Below are 17,326 nucleotides of genomic sequence, written 5' to 3'. Positions count from 1 at the left end.
TGCCACCACCCCTGTCGTTGATTGGTATGTTTTCTGATTCCAACTTATACCAATTTGAGCATAAAAAGAAACCAATTTAACATTTTGGTAGGTCTTTTAGAGAATCGCTTTCTAGCTCCAAGGGAAGGGACTGCTGGAAACGGGATGCAATTTCCCTTCGGCGTAGCGAGAGAATCGGAAGGGTTCGAGCAATTTGCTGCTCTCACCCATGATTTCCTGCGCGACGAGTTTGCCGACACCGATCATCTTGTAACCGTGGTTGGAGTCGGCGATGACATAAGCGTTCTCGCGGAAAACATCGAAAACCGGGAAGCTGTCTGGCGTGAAGCATCCAAGACCACCGGACGGATCCGTGTTCTTGTAGTAACGGATCTGGCCTTCGAAGCGCTTCTGGCAATGTGCCAGCGCAGAACACCACATGTTGATGAAATTATCACCGACGATGAAATCCGGCGAGTCGGGACCGTAAGGATCGATCGCCACTTCATAGGGATTCTGATCAACCACATAAGGCGCTGCGCCGCCCTGAATTCCGCCAAAATTGAAGTCGGGCTTGTAATAGATGCCCCACATCTCTTCTGTAATCAGCGAGCCATCTTCGTCCGCGTAGAGAGGCGCATTCGAATCGACGTGCAGAACAGGCGGCATGGCACCGTCATTTGTCTTGTGCATGTTGGGATCGACACCAAGCGTGCCCTCTTCCAGACACCAGTACTTCCACATTGCGACGTCGTCATGCTGCTGGCCGTCCCGCCCCTTGATCGAGATGCTGCGCGGCAGGTCGAGAAAATCCCAGAAACGGCTGACCCAGGGCCCGGTGGCAATGACAACATATTCGCAATTGATTTTGCCCTTGTCGGTCTGGATGGCCGTCACGGCGCCACCGTCGGACGCGAATTCGAAGCCAGTAACTTCGACCCCGGTCAGAATACGGACCCCTTCCGCCTCGGCCTTGGTGGCAAGCCCATACATACTGGCAGTGTTGTTGGCGTAGCCGCCCTTCTTCTCGTGCAGAACCGACGTAATTCCCTTGGCTTGCCAGTCGTCGAACAGCCCCTTCATGTAGGTCATGGAATCAGCTTCACCCTCGATGAAGGTGGATTCGTAACCGATCGCTTTTTGCTGTTCGTAGATTGTACCTACATCTTCATGCATCGATTCCGGGCTGATCTGCATATAGCCGACCGGGTGATAGCTGTAGGCCTTGGGATCGCTCTCCCAAACCTCGACGCACTGCGCCATCAGCTCGCGCATGGCCGGTTGGAAATAGTTATTGCGAACAACGCCACAAGCGATGCCGGAAGCACCGGCCGCAATAGCTGTTTTGTCGATGATCAGAACATCTTCGCCCGAACCGCGGCCGCTCGCGCGAAGCGATGCTGCCAAATGGTATGCGGTGCTCAATCCGTGAATACCGGCCCCCACGACCGCATACTTCACACCTTCAGGAAATGCCATGTCGTCCTTCGTCCCCTACCTAAATCGCCGTGTAACTTGCTTAAAACGGCGAGTCACCCTATTACAGTTGGTACGCGAACCGCCCTGAGGCAGGCAATGATACTCTGCACAACTCAGAACCGATTGCAAACCAATTTTACACCAATGGTCAAAAAATTTGGCAATAAACAAACCAACAGACTTTGATCCAAGCCCATTGCAGGCGGAACTTTCAAAATCGGTATCCGCCACAGGAGAATTGATGCCGAGCACGGGTAAGGGTGCCGGCGCAATCACCACTCGATTGCGCCGGGCCATTGAAACAGGTGTCTATGCCCACGGTGAGCAGTTACCGGCTGAACGGCAACTGGCAATCGCACTGGGTGCTGCACGCAGTACGGTCCGGAAAGCCCTTAACCAGCTCGAAGAGAATGGTGTCGTCATCCGCAAGGTAGGAAGCGGCACCTTCGTCAACTATGCCGAGCCACTGCAGAACAGCGTCGAAGACATCACTGACTTGATCAGCCCGCTGCAGCTGATCGAGGCGCGCTTTTCGGTCGAACCCTATATGACCCGGCTTGCCGCAATCCATGCGACCCACCGGGACCTCAATTCGATGGAAGCGATTCTGGAGCGGCTTGAAAGCTCAAGCAGCGATAAAAACAGCTTCGGCCACTGGGATAGTGAATTCCACCTTCTGCTGGCCCGCTGTTCCCAGAACCCGCTGCTGGTCAACCTCTATCAGCAGATCAACAATGTCCGCTCGCATGCTCAGTGGGCCGCGATGAAGGACACAATCCTGACGCCTGAACAAATCGACTCCTATAACGCGCAGCATCGCGACCTCTACGAGGCGCTTTGCCAACGGGATGTGAATAAGGCCGTCGACCACATCAACCGGCATCTCGAAAAAGCCAGGCAGGATTTGCTCGGTGCGTCCGGCATTTAGATATTAAATTTCAATAGCTTACCGACGCTTAAGACTCATCGCTTTCGAGTTGTTGCACAAGAAAGGGGCCCTTGCCATCTGGGGAAGGTATGACGCGGAACTGCGCCTGTGCTTTGGTGATCTTGTCTTCGCTGACTTCGAAGGTTGCGATCTCACCGCTGTGATCCATGAAGTCGACAAAAGTTCCGTTCTGAAAGAAAGCAAGTACGGTCAGTAATCCTTTTGCCGCGAGTTCGCTTCGAGCATCTTCGGACCAATGCCAGCCGAATGGACAATCAAGCGACGTTGTCGTCAGACGGTAGTTTTGCAGGATCTGCACTTCGTCCCAGGCAAAATCCGTCACATTGGCCAAATTCAGAGGCACAGGGGCTTCGCTGCTGCCGGCCGCAGCAGAAGTCTCAATCGCAGTGGTCAGGCCGGACGTCAAACCCGCCTTGTACACGCAGGACTCTCTCAGTGAATAGCCCTGCCAACCTCCGCCCAGAACGACAATGATGGTTGCAATGATCACGCCGGGCTTTGTCGGCAACGAACGAAGGGCCTCCTGAATCTTCATGCTTTGATCTACCTGTTCATGCGGTTGTTGGGGATATTTAGCCTGGTGAAGATCGCACGGCCTCGCGGCTGGCGAAAACCACTTATGCGCTGGCTCTATCGAAGCCTCACTCGGCTGCATTCTTTGCGTGCGGCCCTGGCGCTTTTGGATCGCCCTTGATTAAGACCATGCGATCATGCTCAAGGGCGGGAATGCGACCACGCGCACGCGAAACCGCCTGTGGATCAATGTCGGCAACCACAACACCCGGCCCTTCGCCCCCATCCGCCAGAACTTCGCCCCAAGGGTCTATTATGAGCGAATGTCCGTAACACTCACCGCCGCCGACCAGAGTCCCATATTGGCAAGGTGCAATGACGAAACAACCGTGCTCAATGGCGCGTGCCCGATTCAAAATATGCCAGTGAGCCTGGCCGGTCATCTTGGTGAAGGCAGCCGGCACCGCCAGCATGCTGGCACCGGCCTGCGCCAATGTCCGATAGAGCGGTGCAAACCGCAGATCGTAGCAAATCGATAGTCCCAGGCCGCCCCATGGCGTTTGCGCAATAACAGCCTCGGAACCCGGTGCAATCGTCGCTGATTCCCGATAGACCTTCCCTGCGCCGAGATTCACATCGAACATATGGATCTTGTCATATCGCGCTGTGACTGTGCCTGACGCATCCAGCAGGTAGGATCGATTAAAGATACGGCCGTCATCGGATTTAACCCCGAGAGATCCCAAAAGAATCCAGGCGCCGAGCTTCTTCGCTTCTTCGCTAAAGGCCGGAAGAACCGGATGATCGCCCTCGGGAAATGCCGCCGGATGCAGCAAACCGTCAATGGTTTCCAGTCCCGAGAAGTATTCGGGTAGACATATCAAACTGGCCCCGGCCGCCGCCGCCTCGCGCGTCAACTCAAGAGTAACAGCAATGTTCTGTGCGACATCTGCCGTGGCACAATTTTGAACGCAAGCCGCTTTATAGGTATCAGACATGATCTCACTTTAGGAGATTCCGGGCGCTTTATGGAAGCCCTATCGACGAAGAGACCGTTTCCCGGGCATTCTATCAGCCCCGTAATACAACAACGCTGATAAACGGTTACGCTTTTTTAGGAGGCTGAAACTTTGGAAGCAGAGCAGGAACAACGCGTCGCACGCAAAATCTTCGATGCGCACAGCAAACGGCAAAACTTCCAGCCTCTGCGCGGCCTGGACGCTCCTGGATCCCTGGACTCGGCGTATCGAATCCAGGACAAAGTCCATCACCTGTTCGAGACCGAAGGTGGCGTCGGCCCCATGGGTGGGCACAAGATTGCCTTAACCTCCAGAGCGGTACAGGAGCTCTGCGGTGTCGATCAACCGGCCTATGGCGGAATTGTCGCCAAGACGATCCAGAGATCGCCTGCCAGCGTGAAGCTATCCGATTTTTTACACCTCGGGCTCGAATTCGAAGTCGCGGTCGAGGTGGATCGCGACGTGCCGGCGTCCACCACAGCCTATGATCGCGATAGCATTGCAGGTTACGTTGCAGCCTGCATGACGGCGTTTGAGTTAATCGAAGATCGTAATGCAGATTATAGCGATCTGGATGCGGCATCGATTTTGACCGACCGCTGCTGGTGTGGCGGCGTCGTGCTTGGCGAACCGGTTACAGACTGGCGCGATCTGGATTTGACCAATGCGGTGGGCGAGCTGTCCTGGAACGGCGAAACCATCGACCGCGGCGTGACCGGCGACGCTTTGGGGCACCCGCTGGAAGGGTTGGCATGGATCGCCAATCACCTGATCGGGCGCGGGCAGATCCTGCGCCGAGGCGACATTGTCATCACAGGCAGTGCGCTCAAGACCCGCTTTCCCCAGATCGGCGATGAAGTGCTCTACAGCGTCGAAGGTCTCGGCGACATCGCTGTCAGCTTCGAAGCCTGATCATTTTGTAGAGAACGCTCCAAGAGCCCTCACAAGGGCGTCAAGGCGATAAGATCCAGCCCCGCCGCGACGGGCTCGTCTTCGCGGATTTCAAAGCGTCGGGTGGGCCCGGACGAATAGCCCAATTCCCGGAGTTGTTTTTCGTCGAGCATCAGATGATAGCGCCCGTAAGGCACAGGGCTGATGAAGAAGAAGCCGTCGTAAGCACTGACAGTTTCGGCGACCACCTTGCCGTCGTCATCGATTAAGAGGACTCGCAGCCCGGTGCCAGGTTCGCCTGTCCCGGCCTCGTTGCCGGTAAAATCAAAATCGGCATCGATCGACCCTTTTTCGCCGGCCGGTCCGGTCCGCAACAGGATCAACCCATCCACTTCGCCGGTTTCAATGACCGGAAATTGAAGCTCTGTCACCGCGCCCGGACGTGTCATGACCAGCCTCGGCTTCTGCGCACTGGCTCAGTAAGGGTCTTCCAACGTCGCTTCATTATCAAGCTGCCCGCATGACGGTTTGCACACAAGACGCCTCTTGGTGGATGACTGTTTGGCCCTGAATCAGGGACGAACATGATGGGTCCTTTAGAAAGATGCAGAGCCGGCAATCAGGCTTCCTCGATCTGCTCTGTCTTCATCACGTAGATCGACGGCAAGCGGACACCGCCACGAACAAGATTCCTGTAACGACGCCGGCGGCGTGAGCTTCGGGAACCGGCGGCCAGTCCCCAACACCGAACAGCGACCTTTCAGCGAACGCTTCAAAAACGACTTTTCCAATCACGCCTAACGCAACCAGCGGTGTGGTCGGGTGTCGATATTCCTGCCAGACATGCCAAAGCAGAAGTATGAAATAGCCGTTCAGAATTCCGGACAGACCGACATAGCGAACTAGGTTGGGCCGAAAGCAATAGACGACAGCAGAAATGGCGATCGCCGACACGGCCAACAGGCTGAACTGTTTCGCAGCGGAAAAGCCGTACTTGCATTCCAGCAACCCGGCCAGTCCACTCAGTGCCGCAAGGTTCCAGACTAAATGCTCTACGTCGCTATGCGCGAAGTGACCGGTGACGCCACGCCAGAATTCACCCTCATCAATCCCGGCACGATCCCATACCAGTAGATCGGGCGCGGGACCGAAGACGACAAAACAGCCGGCAGCGAGGGCAGCCAGAACAAGGGAGAACCATGGCAACGCGAGGCTGTCATGGCTCTTCCATCCGCGGGATGCGGTTGTCACGCTCCTCGCTCCCCTTTCTTGAAACGCGCCACAGCGAGGGGAACAGCGGCCATCAGCAGAAAGACCAAGATCAAGGGGTCGATAGCGCCCGCGCCACCGCCTGAACTGCCACCCGATCCGCCACCAGAGTAAGAGGCCCGGTCATTGCTGAAGGCAGAACCGGCACTTTTACTGCCAGTCTGGGCAACCGGTTTGCTTTGTATTGGCTGTGATGTCCGGGCCTGCTGCGCAGAAGCTTCCGACGCCAGACGGTCTCGATTGAGGCGATCAATACCATACTGTGCAAAGAGCTTCTCCCGCACCACGACCATCGAAGTAAAGGGCGTGACCAGGCCGTTTTCGACGGCGAGATCTGTCACCGCCTGCTTGCCGTCTTCGGTCGAACCAAAGAGTTCCATGTCCTGCATCAGATCTTCGATGGCGGCGAAGCCCCAAAGCCGCTCGATCTCAGGATTTCGAGTCTGCACCTCCGGGAAGTCGTAGTGCATCCTGTAAGAGACCGGCTGCCCGGACAGCTTAGCGTTCAGCGTTACGTCCGCGTCGCCACCGCCCCAGTAGTGCCCGAACACGACCAACTGCTGTCCCCGGTAAAGGCTGCCAATCCGTTTGGGAGAAATGTCGGCGGTGCGTACGCCGTCGATCGCGATCGTTACGTCGTGCAGCGCTGTATGGGTCAACTTGCTGGTCGCCGACAAAACCGCGCCGACGACATCGTCACTGTTGGAGACCGAGATCGCCGTACCGCCCGAAGCCAGGCTGATGGCGTTAAGCAGCGGCCGATTGGCACTGTTGCCCATTACCAGGGTGAAGAGACGCACGTCCTGCTTCTCAACAAGCTTGATGAAAGAACGCTTCTCGGTTTCCCCCAGGTTGGCAACCCCATCTGTCACAAGAACCAAGCCGGACGTTCTGTCACTGTCGAGCTGTGTTAGGCCGTGCGCCAAACCGGCGTAGAGATTGGTTCCGCCATTCGGCTTCACTCTGGCTAAATCTCTGACTGCCTGGGCGATGTTCTCCGGTGTTGCCGCTGCAAAACCGCCACTGTCGCGCGTGCCGTTGTTGAAATACACAATCCGGAAGCGGTCTTTCGGAGTCAGACGATCCAGGCCTTCCGAGACACCCTGCGCCAAGGTGGAGAACTTTCCATCCATCGAGCCCGAAATGTCCAGCACGAAGACCCAGTCGCGCCCTTCGGCAATAGGGGCAAGATCATCACCAGGCGTGAGGACCATCATGAAGGTGCCGCGGCCTTCGGCGACCTCCTTTTGGACAACCAGGTCGAGACTGGCTGGCAGACCATCCTGCAGTTTCCAATAGACCACGATGTCCTTGTTCAATCGACTCGCCTCTGTCACAGCCCCTTCCATTGCCTCTGGACTTTCGATTGCAATTTGTCCCGATGGCACGGTGTGCGGCACTTCGCCAGCGTCGTCCGTAGCAGCACCCCCAACGCTTCGCGCGGCCGCTCCTGCGGTCGGCGACGTCTTAACTATTTTCACATGCCAGTCCCCTTCGGCGTCGCGCGAGATCTTTGCATCGGGATGGGCCGGCAGGCGCAGACCTTGAAGCGGAAACGCCGAACGCAGTTCCAGTTCGAACCCGAAACTTTCCATGACCCGTTCGTTCGTGAACCAAAAGGCATTCTTCTGCTCGTCGACCCCGCCATCTTCCAGCGGATAGGCATAGCGTCCGACACCTGTGTCGATATGAGCCGGTTGAATATATGACAGCCTCACCCTTACATCCTGTCCGGCCCGCACCGGCCAGACGGATATATCAAAGGTGCGATAGTCGTCCTGTTCCGTAATCGCGGTTTCCCGCCCTGCAGCCTTCTCCTTTTCATAGATGTCCCGGGCCTGCTTTTTCTCGAGCACCTCGCCGGAGACCGGCTGCCCGTCAATCCAATAGGTGAACTCCGACACCGCCGCCTTTTCGGGCACGGGAAAAGAATAAACAGCCTCGAAATCCGAGCTGTGCGGGTTGCTGAAGACCTGTTCAATACGGGTAATGGCATAGCCGTCTTCGATCACGACGCTGACGTTGTGTTCTCGGATGCTCAAGGGTGGAGAGCTCCCGTCCTTGGGCGAAAGCAGCCCGGCAGCATCGGACTGACCGGTCGTACCGCCGAGCAGTGTCGCCGCTAATAACAGCCCGGCGAACTGTGCTTTTAAGGATTTTCGGGCTTCGTAAGGCATAGGATGATTCCTTAACAATAATGAACATTGTTCAATTTTTTCGCAAACCTTTGCGCGGACACATGTCGACGCAGCAGGGTCGGCTCTCAATTGAACGAGAAGTGATACATAGGTCGATCGTGAACACTGTTCAATATTTTTTGAACAGTGTTCACTTTATAATCACCGGCACCGGCTAAGTCGCGACACTTGATGGGTCCGACCTGGCTGTGTCGGCAACCGGAAGAAGACTTTGGGCGGAAAAAACTGCTTAAGCCCGGAACCTGGCATGCTTAACCAGGCTCCCTTAGACCCATACGCCTGAGCCCCGGTGCTCTCAAGTTGTACCGATTGCAAATTGACCCTCGTGTCATCCGCAGACATCTCGATGAGCGAAAACAGGCAAGGCCTGGTGAAGAAACAACCCGGGCCACATTCGTAGTGAGCCCGATGCCTCCCAAGTATTGAGAGAGGTCTGCGGGTTCGATCAATTGCACTAGGGCGAACCGCTCGCATCAGACCCCGTAGGACCGACGTGCTCAAAGAGTCGAATTGGTTCGAAAAGAATGGTAGCGGAGGAGGGATTTGACCCTAAAAGTACTTCGGGTTTCATCAGTTTTTCGGCGTAGTGTTAGCCGCATCACTCAAAATGCTCTCACTTTTCAAAAACACCTCGATAAACGCTGAGCTTTTCATTTAGGTATGTAAGATCTGACTGAAACTCTGGATGTTCCGGATGCTTCTCAGCCAGCTTCTTCGCGATATCGTAGCTCTGTGAATAAGACACTAGTGCGGTTTGTTCTTTTCCGAGCTTGATCCACACATCGCCGATCCTTTCGTGACTGACCGAAAGGTCCCGTTGCCAGCCGGCGTTCCCGGGATCCTGTGACGCGAGACGATCGGCAATCTCCAATCCAGCCTGATAGCTCTTCAGTGCGCCGCTAAGATCGCCTTGCGCAACCTGAACATCGCCGATCCTGTTATGACTGACCGATATCTCGCGCTCATCACCGTCCTGTTCCTGAAACTCAAGATATTGGCGGAACGCCCGCTCCGCTTCCGCAAGAGATCCTGCTGTGACAGCCGCGTCCCCCAAGCTAATCCAAACACTCGAGTACTCTGGATCCAATTTGCTTGCTCGCCGGTAGGCAACCAATGCCTTTTGCGCATCGTTCAAGGTCGCCAGTGCACCGAGGTGACGCGCAGCAGCGGCGGCTTCCTTGTTCGCCGCTTCGCCCTCGGCCGCCTTTCGCTCCAAAGTGTCAGCAAAGATTTGCTCCGCTGCCTCCGGATTTCCGGCTTCCAACTCTTTCTGAGCGTCCTCGACACTCTGCGGAGCGTCGGGCTTCTCGGCTAAATGCGCAAATGCCGTGACCGCTTTGGTCAGTTCTTCATCTCGTCTCTGATACGCCTCTTCGCGACGTTGGTACTCGGCAATCTCTCGCTCATGAGCTTCTTGCAGAACTTTAACTGTCTCAGCGACCTTAGCACTTCGCTCCACATCTAGCGTTGCCGTGTAGAAGGCGTAGCCAAAACCGCAAAGGATCATCACCAATGCAATCACGAAGCCGTACTTCAGCAAGAGTTTGACCACGACGCCGCCCTGCCTCTCGGACAACGGCCGCAGGACCCCGGATTTGATCAAAGTCCGATGAATGCCGAAGAACAAGAGCAGGACGAAACCCACCAACACCAGAGGATTGGAGAGGAACGGAGCGATATCCGCAAAGGCCTTTAATGCGTCCATGGGTTACGCCGATCCGAGATATAGTCAATCTAGGATAGGCGAAAACCAACTTGGTTGTATAGAAACAATAACAAGCAGCCTATAGTCGTTGAACTGCACGCGCGCTTCGTAAAACCAACAACAATAACGTGCTAAACTGCTACCATTATCGGTCTGATTTCACTCTAAACTATTGATTTTATTAGTAAAATTGGTAGCGGAGGAGGGACTTGAACCCCCGACACGCGGATTATGATTCCGCTGCTCTAACCAGCTGAGCTACTCCGCCACAAGCATGGAAACATGCCGTCAGACGCAGGCGTATAGGTGGTCAGGCGCCCTTCTGTCAAGGGCCTTGGGGTGCTTTTGTGTGTTCCCGCTCCGGCTGGCGCATAGACTCCGGGCACCGGTGTCGAATATCGCGCCATAGCGGCAAACTTCTTGTCCTGCCTGCAAGAAGCGAACGCGCCCGGATCGAACCTTGCAGGTTCCGTCAGAACGTGTATTTCTCTCATCATCGGTAGCAGCTGTTTCCGCAAATCCGGCTTCTCTTACGCAGCGGAAAAGCACGCTAAAACAAATAGTTAGAGAACTTAACTTGAAATCGCTTTCATGCGAAATTCTCTAGGCTCAGTGACAGGACCCTTTGATCATGGACAAGAATTCTTCTACCGACACAGCAAAGTTCGACAATCTTGTACGAGAAATGCAGGAATTTGGCGCCGAACATCTGATTGCAATCGGACTGAAAGAAGACGGCAAGGGTGGTTACGATGTCAGGGGGTTCGGTACGGTCCAGGACAAGGATTTTACCTGCGAAGTGCTCAGGCAGATGCTCGCCAGCATGGAGGGAAGCTGACCAGCGGCGACGCTGGTTTCAAAACAAGACGTCTTAGCCCGGCTCTACAACCGGGCCCAATCCTAATGCGCGGTAAGTCAGTCCGATCGGCTAACCCAAGTTGGCAACGGCCATTACGAAGGCCAGCCATATCACCACACTTGTAAGCAGAATAAAGGCCGTCGAACGCAACGCCGGCCATTTTTCGTGTTCGGCCGAACCTGCGAGCTTTCCAAGATCCTGATGATCCGTTTTGTTCATCCGTATTTCCCCTAACTGGATTCGCTGCACGATTTCTGTCTGCGAAACTCTATTTGGGAAGAAGGTAACACATCTTTAACCAAAACTTTAGACATCTTGTTCAAAAAAATTTCATCCCTCCCGACCCCCGCTACAGCGAAAAACGTCATTGAATCAAGTGGTTTGTCAGTAAGCGAACAAATTCGTAATTGCCATTTATGCTGGAATTACAAAAGGCTGCTCGCGCGTCGCATCTTGACGCCTTGCCAATCAAATTCCCCTATAAGCTTACGGTTATCGGTTGAAAAACTCTCTGTTATCGCCGGATATGGCCGCCGAGGCTCGGACCACCGAAATGATGCATCAAATTGACGATCTTTTCATAGCAGCACAGAGGCAAACCGCTCTGAAGGTCCGAATCAGCCTGCCTGTTACGTAGGAATTACGTCTTGAGGCGCCGAAACGCCCAGAAGTCAGGCGAGCCAATTGGATGCCACGGTCGAACTTCCCTAGTGTTCTGGGGACCAGCAGCAACTTTAAGCAGGATTCTGTGTTTTCAGGAGAAAGGACACCGCGCCGTGATCCTGCTTCCTAGCTGAAGGCACAGCCACGACGCGGTGCAAGTGATACCAACACTTTAACGAGCGCCACCAGACACAGATCATAGACGAAACATGGCGCTCTTTATCTGAAATGGGGATCTTCAGGCTCCTGCAACATGCGGTATTTCCCGTACAAGGCGCAGCAGCTTCCAACACATCTCTTAAAAAATCACGCCCACTCTTCTTGGTGCTATCAGTCTCATCAGGCAGGCAAGCGACGCTGCAAAGCGCCTAAATGCGACTAAATGCCCTCTGATTTGCAAGAGACCTCCCTGCTATCGGGAAGATCGTTGCAGCCTTTTGCCAGGCTAACGTTTTGGATGTGACTTGTTGTGATAACTCTGCACAATGCCGCGAGGATCCCAAATCTTGCCCAGGCTCGTAGGCGCGAGGTTGACCGAGGTGGAGCTCCATGCACAGATTAGAGCGTGAAATCGAGGAAAACCGAGCCGCTCTGACCAAGGGCGCATCGGTAAAAGATGACATTTTGGCTGAATCGCAGCAGGAAGAATCGGTACGCCTTTCCGGCGACTCACTCCACCCCCTGCGACACGAAGTCATGGCGGAAACCAATGCAAGGCCGTCGTTAACAGCCGCAGCTCCGTGCATCTGCGAGCATCTTGTTTTTCTGTCCGGCGAACTCGACGCGCAAAAAGATTGGGAGAACGTGCGCAACGTTGCGCAGCAGCTTGGCCATTCCGTCGGCTCCGACGCTAAGCAGCAATTGGTTCTCGAAGACGACCGCGTCATCTTCAAGTGGGAACGCCACACTGAATTCTGCTCCTATACCGTCCTTTGCAAAAACCCGCCGGACGGGTCCGAAGCCGTCTTCGGACGGGTTATTACTGCGGATCTTATGGGAACCAGCGAAGGCACAACGCCCGAGAAATCAGCCGAAAAGCAGACCGGAAAGCCCGTCGTTGCATTGCGTTTTTATGTCGACAGTCCGCAAGATCCGCGCTGGTTGGGAAAAGAAAAAACGGACTTGCTGTCCGGCAACCGCATCGTCGCAGTGACCGCCAACGGCGGCAGAGCCAAGATCATGACGGACTTCACGTTCCACGAAGACGGGTTTTCTCGTTTCCTGGTTCGCGATGACTCCGAAAATCCGAACCGTGCGGGGCGACTGCTTCAACGCCTGATCGATATCGAAACCTACCGCACCTTAGCGCTGATTGCCTGGCCCGTCGCAAAGTCCGCCGGCCGGAACATCGGCCAGATCGACGATGAACTGCGCAAACTGATCCAGGAGATCGGCTCGGCCGGCCCCGACGATCAGGCCCGGCTGCTGACCGAACTGACCTCTCTGGCCGCGCGGGCTGAGACTGTTGGCGCTGAAACCAACTTCCGTTTCAGCGCGGCCAAAGCCTATTATTCGATTGTTGCGTCACGTCTGGACGAGCTGCGCGAAGAACGCATCGAAGGCTATCAGCGCCTTTCCGTCTTCATCGAACGGCGGCTTGGGCCCGCGATTCGGAGCTTTCAGGCAATTCTCGACCGGCAATCTTCGACCTCCGAACGCATTGCCCGGGCATCGTCGCTGCTCCGGGCGAGGGTTGACGTCGAGCTCGAACGCCAGAACCAGGATCTTTTGGCCTCAATGGACCGGCGCTCTCAGCTGCAACTGCGCCTGCAGCAGACGGTTGAAGGTCTTTCCGTCGCAGCGGTCAGCTATTATTGCATCGGCATTCTATCCTGGCTCCTGAAGGGAATCCCCAAAAGCTACCTGCCCGTCGACTCTTCGGTCATCACTACGGTTGCCGCGCCCTTCATCGTCCTATCCGTCTGGCTGATGGTACGCCGCATCAGGAAGTCGGCCCACGATGGTGAGAAGCACTCCTGATCACCTTGCGCTTGATCATCAATACAACATTTGTTATCGATAACATTCGAAACTGATCACTTTCGGCGCCCCTGAGAGCAGGGTCTCGTCAGGGGACACCCTGGTGCAATGATGTTCTTGCCTCGCACGGCATTCACTGCCAATTGATCCCATAAGGCTGCCAACACCAGCGAAACGGTACAAAGCCGGGATGTTGAGAAAAGAATAAGACCAATAACCTGATGGCACAGCAGGACGGGCGACTCGGACAAGAGGGCATGGCGACAGAAGAAAAAGACCCCAAAACAGGAACGGCTGGCGGTACAATGCGAGCTGATGGGAATCCTGACGACTCCCGCGGAAGCTTATTTCGCTCTAACCTGCCGCGTCCAACCATGGCCGACGTGGCACGGCTCTCCGGCTTCTCTGCGATGACCGTGTCGCGGGCCTTGAAAGATGGTGCCTCGGTCTCAGCCACGACACGCGAACGTATCCTCGGGGTCATCGAAGAGATCGGTTATGTCCCCGACTTGACCGCAGGCGGCCTCTCATCGAAACGCTCCGGTTTCATCACGGCACTTGTTCCTACCATCAACAACTCGAATTTTTCCGATACCGCCTGCGGTTTGACCGACGCGCTCTCTGAACGCGGGCTTCAACTCCTGCTGGGCTACACTGACTACTCGTCCGGGCGGGAGGAGGAATTGATCTCGGCCATGCTCCGACGGCGCCCGGAGGGAATGATCCTGACTGGCGGATTCCACACGGAACGGGCACGCCGGCTGTTGGAATCGGCAGCGATCCCAATTATCGAGACTTGGGACCTGCCAGAGGCGCCGGTCGATCAAGTTGTCGGCTTTTCCAATGCCGACGCCTCGCGCGCAATGGTCCATCACCTTGTCGAACGTGGTTACCGCAACATCGGGTTCATTGGCGGCTCCAGCAACCGAGACACGCGCGGCGCCGACCGGCGCGCCGGTTACGAAGCCGCAATGTCCGAACTCGGACTGGGTGAAGGTCATATCATCACATTCGGCACGCCACCAATCTCCATGGAACAGGGTGGCCAGGCCATTGCACAGATGATTGAACAGTGGCCCGAGGTCGACGCGGTTATCTGCGTTTCCGATCTCTCCGCCTTTGGCGTGATCATGGAATGCCATCGGCGCGGCTGGTCCGTACCTGGTCGTGTGGCGGTTGCCGGTTTCGGTGACTTCGAAGTCTCGCGCTGCTGCTGGCCCTCCATTACGACCGTCACGGTGAACAGCTACGACATCGGCAAGCAGGCCGGCGAGCTTCTACTCTCGACAATCGACAGGATCCGGGCGGGAGAAGAGGTCGCGCCTGCGACCGTGAAGATCGACTTCAAAGTCGTCTCCAGGGAAAGCACATAAAAAAAACAGACAAGAAGGAAAGGGTGAGAAATGTCCTGGGAGAACATTGAGATTCTCGACCCAAGGATGAGGGACCTGTTGTTGCCGGAATCAATTCTCGAGCGTCATTGCACCGGGGCGACCTGGAGTGAAGGACCGGTCTATTTCTTCGAAGGTGACTATGTTCTCTGGAGCGACATTCCCAACAACCGCATGCTCAGATGGTCCCCAGCCGACGGCATGAGCGTCTATCGCGCCCCCTCCAATTTCACCAACGGCCATACGCGCGACCGCGAAGGACGCTTGGTGAGCTGCGAACACGGTGGTCGCCGGATCAGCCGCACGGAGCATGATGGCAGCGTGGTCTGTGTGGTCGATAATTATCAGGGCAAGAAACTCAACTCGCCCAACGACGTCGTCGTCAAATCGGACGGAACAGTCTGGTTCACCGACCCACCCTACGGTATCATGAGCAACGAGGAAGGCTATCAGGCCGAAAGTGAAATCGGCGCGAACTACGTCTACCGCTTCGACCCGGAAACGAACGAGCTAGGCGTCGTGGCGGACGACTTTGACAAACCCAACGGCCTTGCCTTCTCGCCCGATGAAAGCCTGCTCTATATCTCCGATACCGGCAAGTCGCACGACCCCGAGGGTGCCCACCACATTCGGGTGTTTGATGTCGTTAACGGCGTATCACTAACCAACGGCCGGGTCTTCGCCATCGTCGATCCGGGATTGGCCGATGGATTCCGTCTCGATGTCAACGGCAATCTCTACACAAGTTCGGAAGATTCGATCCAGGTCTACACGGCCGCTGGCGAACGCATTGGCAAAATCATGGTTCCGGAAAAAATCGCCAACTGCACATTCGGCGGTCCCAAGAAAAACCGGCTGTTCATCGCCGCCTCTTCGTCGCTCTATTCAATACACCTCAACACCCAGGGAGTTCAGCAGCCGTGAGCGAGAATATCGAACCCTTCGTCGCCGACTCAAGAGTGCTCACTCACCGCGGTGCTCTGACCATGCTCTCTGCAGCGGTCGACCACGCTACGAAGATCGAGGTTCCGCAGTGCATCGTGATTGTCGACCGCAGCGGCGAGGTGATCGCGTCTTTACGCATGAGCGGAGCAAAGTTCCTCAGTTTGCGTAGCGCCACGGCCAAGGCAAGAACGGCAGCTTCGATGAATGCCGCAACAGGCAATCTGGACATGAATGTCGGAATGGCGCTCGGACTCGCGACCGATGGCGCCATCACGCCCCTTCCAGGCGGACTGCCGATCCGATTTGAGGGTGAGCCAATAGGCGGTATCGGCGTAGGCTCGGGCAGCGGCGAACAGGACCGTGCGGTTGCAAGGGCCGCCCTGGAAGCCGCTGGCGCTGACCTGGACGTCTAATTCAGAAGGATTAATTGGCCGTCAATCGAATGAGATTTGCACCTTCATCGCTCTTGAGCGATCACCGGCCAGCTCGAAGGCCTGCAGCGCCTTGTCTATCGAAATGACGTCCGTCAACAGTGGTGACGCGTCGATCAAACCGCGCGACAGGAATTCGACTGCCCAGGCGAACTCTTCGTGAAAGCGGAAGGTGCCGCGAATGTCAATTTCCTTTGAGACGATGAGCCCGAGCGGCAAGGTCGCATCACCGCCCACGCCGAGTTGCACCAGAACACCGCGTGGCTTCAACGCCCCCAGTCCCGCAACAATAGCACGATCGTTCCCGCTGGCTTCAATCTGGATATCGAAGGTGCCTTTATTGGCCGCATAAGCCTCCAGGCGTTCCGGGTTTTTGGCGACGTTAATCACTTCGTCCGCGCCAACCTTCTTCGCAGCCTCTAACGGCTCATCCATCACATCTGTGGCGACGATATCTTTGGCGCCAGCCCTTCGCACAGCTGCGACAGCAAGCGCTCCGATTGGACCGGTTCCGGTAACCAAGACCTTCTTTCCAATTACTGATCCGGCGCGTTTGACCGCATGCAGGCAGACCGAGAGTGGCTCTGCAAAGGCAGCCGTGGTCAGATCAACGTTGGCTGGCACGGGAAAACACTGCTGTTCTTTGGCAACCAGCACTTCGCGAAAAGCCCCTTGGACGTGGGGGAAGCGCATGGCGCTGCCGTAGAAACGCATATCGAGACAGTGGTTGGGCTTGCCGTCCAAACAGTAACCGCATTCACCGCACGGCACGCTGGGATTAACGGCAATTTTATCACCGACCGCCACCGAAGACACTTCAGCACCTATCGCATCCACAGTCCCGGAAATCTCATGACCAAGGATCATGGGTTCACGAATCCGCACTGCACCGAATCCGCCATGCTGATAATAGTGCAGATCAGACCCACAGATTCCACCTACGCCGATCCGGACTTTGACGTCTTTCGCCCCGACTTCACCGGGGTTCACATCGTCAAGCCGGAGGTCGTTCGGCGCATGTATCGTAACCGCACGCATGGTAAAAATCCTTTCAG

General features: G+C 55.8%; 16 protein-coding genes and 1 tRNA gene. 7 read left to right on the top strand and 10 right to left on the bottom strand.

What is annotated here, in order from left to right:
• Window positions 1-111: 111 nt before the first annotated feature.
• Window positions 112-1,458 (bottom strand): FAD-binding oxidoreductase, encoded by a 1,347-nt coding sequence (locus tag QMZ18_RS11130; protein ID WP_282606369.1) that lies wholly within the window; start codon window positions 1,456-1,458, stop codon window positions 112-114.
• Between the two features lie 241 nt (window positions 1,459-1,699).
• Here QMZ18_RS11130 and QMZ18_RS11125 point away from each other — a divergent pair, with 241 nt between their 5' ends.
• Window positions 1,700-2,386: a FadR/GntR family transcriptional regulator gene (locus QMZ18_RS11125; RefSeq protein WP_282606368.1), complete on the top strand. Its 687-nt coding sequence runs from the start codon at window positions 1,700-1,702 to the stop codon at window positions 2,384-2,386.
• A 28-nt stretch (window positions 2,387-2,414) separates the two neighbouring features.
• Here the strand turns inward: QMZ18_RS11125 and QMZ18_RS11120 are convergent, their stop codons facing one another.
• Entirely contained in the window at window positions 2,415-2,942 is a 528-nt protein-coding gene (locus tag QMZ18_RS11120) for a hypothetical protein (RefSeq protein WP_282606367.1), read from the bottom strand.
• 106 nt (window positions 2,943-3,048) lie between these two features.
• Complete coding sequence (locus QMZ18_RS11115) at window positions 3,049-3,918, bottom strand: carbon-nitrogen hydrolase family protein (RefSeq protein WP_282606366.1); 870 nt, start codon at window positions 3,916-3,918, stop codon at window positions 3,049-3,051.
• A gap of 132 nt (window positions 3,919-4,050) precedes the next feature.
• On the opposite strand from QMZ18_RS11115, the gene QMZ18_RS11110 reads away from it, so the two are divergent.
• Window positions 4,051-4,851 carry a 2-keto-4-pentenoate hydratase gene (locus QMZ18_RS11110; RefSeq protein WP_282606365.1) on the top strand — a complete coding sequence of 267 codons (801 nt, stop codon included), beginning with the start codon at window positions 4,051-4,053 and terminating at the stop codon, window positions 4,849-4,851.
• A gap of 29 nt (window positions 4,852-4,880) precedes the next feature.
• Here QMZ18_RS11110 and QMZ18_RS11105 read toward each other — a convergent pair whose 3' ends face one another.
• From QMZ18_RS11105 to QMZ18_RS11085, 5 genes are all read right to left on the bottom strand, one after another.
• On the bottom strand, window positions 4,881-5,279 hold the full coding sequence (locus QMZ18_RS11105) for a hypothetical protein (RefSeq protein ID WP_282606364.1): 399 nt from the start codon (window positions 5,277-5,279) through the stop codon (window positions 4,881-4,883).
• Between the two features lie 199 nt (window positions 5,280-5,478).
• Window positions 5,479-6,081: a rhombosortase gene (gene rrtA / locus QMZ18_RS11100; RefSeq protein ID WP_282606363.1), complete on the bottom strand. Its 603-nt coding sequence runs from the start codon at window positions 6,079-6,081 to the stop codon at window positions 5,479-5,481.
• Window positions 6,078-8,276, bottom strand: a complete 2,199-nt coding sequence (locus QMZ18_RS11095; protein ID WP_282606362.1) for a VIT and VWA domain-containing protein — start codon at window positions 8,274-8,276, stop codon at window positions 6,078-6,080. Before QMZ18_RS11095 ends, rrtA begins: the two co-directional genes overlap by 4 nt.
• A gap of 634 nt (window positions 8,277-8,910) precedes the next feature.
• On the bottom strand, window positions 8,911-10,002 hold the full coding sequence (locus QMZ18_RS11090; RefSeq protein ID WP_282606361.1) for a hypothetical protein: 1,092 nt from the start codon (window positions 10,000-10,002) through the stop codon (window positions 8,911-8,913).
• A 191-nt stretch (window positions 10,003-10,193) separates the two neighbouring features.
• Window positions 10,194-10,270: transfer RNA gene (locus QMZ18_RS11085), tRNA-Met, on the bottom strand.
• Window positions 10,271-10,633: 363 nt separating this feature from the next.
• Here QMZ18_RS11085 and QMZ18_RS11080 point away from each other — a divergent pair.
• On the top strand, window positions 10,634-10,840 hold the full coding sequence (locus tag QMZ18_RS11080; RefSeq protein WP_282606360.1) for a hypothetical protein: 207 nt from the start codon (window positions 10,634-10,636) through the stop codon (window positions 10,838-10,840).
• 90 nt (window positions 10,841-10,930) lie between these two features.
• Here QMZ18_RS11080 and QMZ18_RS11075 read toward each other — a convergent pair whose 3' ends face one another.
• Window positions 10,931-11,080, bottom strand: a complete 150-nt coding sequence (locus QMZ18_RS11075) for a hypothetical protein (protein ID WP_282606359.1) — start codon at window positions 11,078-11,080, stop codon at window positions 10,931-10,933.
• Between the two features lie 993 nt (window positions 11,081-12,073).
• Here QMZ18_RS11075 and QMZ18_RS11070 point away from each other — a divergent pair.
• The 4 genes from QMZ18_RS11070 (at window position 12,074) to QMZ18_RS11055 (ending at window position 16,253) form a co-directional block, all read left to right on the top strand.
• Window positions 12,074-13,504, top strand: coding sequence for a DUF3422 family protein (locus QMZ18_RS11070; protein ID WP_282606358.1), 1,431 nt, complete (start codon window positions 12,074-12,076; stop codon window positions 13,502-13,504).
• 257 nt (window positions 13,505-13,761) lie between these two features.
• Window positions 13,762-14,877: a LacI family DNA-binding transcriptional regulator gene (locus tag QMZ18_RS11065; RefSeq protein ID WP_322097191.1), complete on the top strand. Its 1,116-nt coding sequence runs from the start codon at window positions 13,762-13,764 to the stop codon at window positions 14,875-14,877.
• 30 nt (window positions 14,878-14,907) lie between these two features.
• Window positions 14,908-15,819: an SMP-30/gluconolactonase/LRE family protein gene (locus tag QMZ18_RS11060; protein WP_282606357.1), complete on the top strand. Its 912-nt coding sequence runs from the start codon at window positions 14,908-14,910 to the stop codon at window positions 15,817-15,819.
• The gene (locus tag QMZ18_RS11055) at window positions 15,816-16,253 is read left to right on the top strand and encodes a heme-binding protein (RefSeq protein WP_282606356.1); all 438 of its coding nucleotides are present in this window, start codon (window positions 15,816-15,818) and stop codon (window positions 16,251-16,253) included. The genes QMZ18_RS11060 and QMZ18_RS11055 overlap by 4 nt, the downstream gene beginning before the upstream one ends.
• 21 nt (window positions 16,254-16,274) lie before the next feature.
• Here QMZ18_RS11055 and QMZ18_RS11050 read toward each other — a convergent pair whose 3' ends face one another.
• The gene (locus tag QMZ18_RS11050; RefSeq protein WP_282606355.1) at window positions 16,275-17,309 is read right to left on the bottom strand and encodes an L-idonate 5-dehydrogenase; all 1,035 of its coding nucleotides are present in this window, start codon (window positions 17,307-17,309) and stop codon (window positions 16,275-16,277) included.
• Window positions 17,310-17,326: the final 17 nt, after the last annotated feature.

Source organism: Pelagibius sp. Alg239-R121, from assembly GCF_947331435.1.
Classification (GTDB): domain Bacteria; phylum Pseudomonadota; class Alphaproteobacteria; order Kiloniellales; family Kiloniellaceae; genus Denitrobaculum.
The sequence above is the reverse complement of the archived record's forward strand: the minus strand, read 5'-3'. Positions and strand labels throughout refer to the sequence as shown.

Excerpts from the sequence above, each read along its gene's own strand:
- QMZ18_RS11060 (WP_282606357.1), top strand. The coding sequence starts at position 14,908 with ATGTCCTGGGAGAACATTGAGATTCTCGACCCAAGGATGAGGGACCTG.
- QMZ18_RS11095 (WP_282606362.1), bottom strand. The coding sequence starts at position 8,276 with ATGCCTTACGAAGCCCGAAAATCCTTAAAAGCACAGTTCGCCGGGCTG.
- QMZ18_RS11070 (WP_282606358.1), top strand. The coding sequence starts at position 12,074 with ATGCACAGATTAGAGCGTGAAATCGAGGAAAACCGAGCCGCTCTGACC.
- QMZ18_RS11065 (WP_322097191.1), top strand. The coding sequence starts at position 13,762 with ATGGCGACAGAAGAAAAAGACCCCAAAACAGGAACGGCTGGCGGTACA.
- QMZ18_RS11120 (WP_282606367.1), bottom strand. The coding sequence starts at position 2,942 with ATGAAGATTCAGGAGGCCCTTCGTTCGTTGCCGACAAAGCCCGGCGTG.
- QMZ18_RS11125 (WP_282606368.1), top strand. The coding sequence starts at position 1,700 with ATGCCGAGCACGGGTAAGGGTGCCGGCGCAATCACCACTCGATTGCGC.
- QMZ18_RS11090 (WP_282606361.1), bottom strand. The coding sequence starts at position 10,002 with ATGGACGCATTAAAGGCCTTTGCGGATATCGCTCCGTTCCTCTCCAAT.
- QMZ18_RS11050 (WP_282606355.1), bottom strand. The coding sequence starts at position 17,309 with ATGCGTGCGGTTACGATACATGCGCCGAACGACCTCCGGCTTGACGAT.
- QMZ18_RS11080 (WP_282606360.1), top strand. The coding sequence starts at position 10,634 with ATGGACAAGAATTCTTCTACCGACACAGCAAAGTTCGACAATCTTGTA.
- QMZ18_RS11075 (WP_282606359.1), bottom strand. The coding sequence starts at position 11,080 with ATGAACAAAACGGATCATCAGGATCTTGGAAAGCTCGCAGGTTCGGCC.
- QMZ18_RS11105 (WP_282606364.1), bottom strand. The coding sequence starts at position 5,279 with ATGACACGTCCGGGCGCGGTGACAGAGCTTCAATTTCCGGTCATTGAA.
- QMZ18_RS11130 (WP_282606369.1), bottom strand. The coding sequence starts at position 1,458 with ATGGCATTTCCTGAAGGTGTGAAGTATGCGGTCGTGGGGGCCGGTATT.
- QMZ18_RS11115 (WP_282606366.1), bottom strand. The coding sequence starts at position 3,918 with ATGTCTGATACCTATAAAGCGGCTTGCGTTCAAAATTGTGCCACGGCA.